The 1,587-nt window shown below is 48.6% G+C and carries 2 protein-coding genes; both read right to left on the reverse strand.

Features of this window, described 5'->3' with window-relative positions:
• A partial coding sequence (locus tag KTG12_RS21295; protein ID WP_147379097.1) for a hypothetical protein occupies positions 1 to 311 on the reverse strand: 311 nt, incomplete at its 3' end.
• Positions 312 to 363: 52 nt separating this feature from the next.
• Positions 364 to 1,587, reverse strand: a 1,224-nt coding sequence (locus KTG12_RS21300; protein WP_227226388.1) for a Gfo/Idh/MocA family oxidoreductase, incomplete at its 5' end; no start/stop codon positions are given.

The raw sequence follows: 1,587 nt of genomic DNA on the forward strand, positions 1-1,587 counted from the left end.
GCAGTCACTAACCGGGCATTCTCCTCCCCTTTCGCCATGACATAATGCGTAAGACCGCTCAAAGCGTAGTCGACATTTGCGTTACTGCCTTTGCCCGGAGCATTTATCATGTTTACCAACATCAGAACACCTTCTTCGCCGGTAGAACTCAAATCACCAATCAATTTATTGTACGCCGCTTGTTTCGCCGCAGGCATCTGAGCCAACACATCGGCAGCGGTCGTTTTGGCCGTACGGTTGGCCGGAGTCTGCGCCATCAGCATGCTTCCGCAAAGCAACAGGGCAGCTATTGAAATATATGCTTTTCTCATATTATTATCTATTTATGTAATTGTCAATTGTTAATTATCAATTGTCAATTCGTTATATATTCCAGGGTGCTCTCATCGGCTGGTCCAGCAAACGATTTGCAGCCTCGTCGTCAATAAATTCAAGTTTTACAGGATCGAAATTCAGCGTCCGGTTCAAACGCAGAGCCACTGCTCCCATATTGACAATAGTAGCCGAACGGAAACCATTCTTTTCGTTCAGGGCGAAAGGCTGGCGTGTCTTCACACATTCTATAAAGTCCGTAACCTGAGGTTCGGGTTCGGGGAAATCGGCAAGTTTCCTCTCCCAATCGGGAATATCGCATACAAAATTTTTATATACATTACCCTTCGGTCCGGCAATATACGGCGTATTCGGATCACCGAAGTCCCCCCCCCAAAGGACAATCTGACAACCATCGTCATACGTGTAGGTAATGGAACGCCAAGTACCGACAGCATCCGGATGCTGTTGCGGGGCATCAACCTCCACTTTAATAGGACTGGTATCGTCTTTACCTAGTATATATTGTACGGGGTCGATGTAATGCTGCCCCATGTCTCCGAGCCCTCCACCGTCATAATCCCAGTATCCGCGGAAAGTCTGGTGTACGCGATGCGGGTTATAAGGCTTGTAAGGAGCCGGGCCGAGCCACATGTCGTAGTCCAACTCTGCCGGAACCGGTTGCGGTTCGAGATATTCTTTTCCTACCCAGAAAAACTTCCAGTTGAAACCGGTATGCGCACTGATCGTCACCTTCAACGGCCATCCCAACAATCCGCTTTGCACCAGCTTCTTCAACGGTTGGACAGGAGTGCCCAGTCCATAGAACTGGTCTGTAAAACGGAACCATGTATTCAGGCGGAACATACGTCCGTATTGCTGTACGGCCTCCATCACACGCTTTCCTTCACCGATCGTACGCGTCATCGGCTTTTCACACCAGATGTCTTTCCCGGCTTTAGCGGCCTCGACAGACATGATACCATGCCAATGAGGTGGAGTGGCGATGTGCACAATATCAACATTCGGGTCCAGAATCAAATCGCGGAAATCATGATAAGCGGCTATTTTTTCCTTCACCAGTTTCTTTCCCAATTCAAGGTGATTTTTATCAACGTCACAAACGGCAACCAAACGTGTACCGGCATAATTGACATGGCCTCTTCCCATCCCTCCGGTACCAATAATACCTTTAGTCAATTGATCACTCGGAGCGATATACCCATTTCCCAATACGTGACGCGGCACAATCGAAAAGAGCGCAACCCCTCCAAG

It is taken from the genome of Parabacteroides sp. MSK.9.14 (assembly GCF_019041495.1).
Classification (GTDB): Bacteria; Bacteroidota; Bacteroidia; order Bacteroidales; family Tannerellaceae; genus Parabacteroides; species Parabacteroides merdae.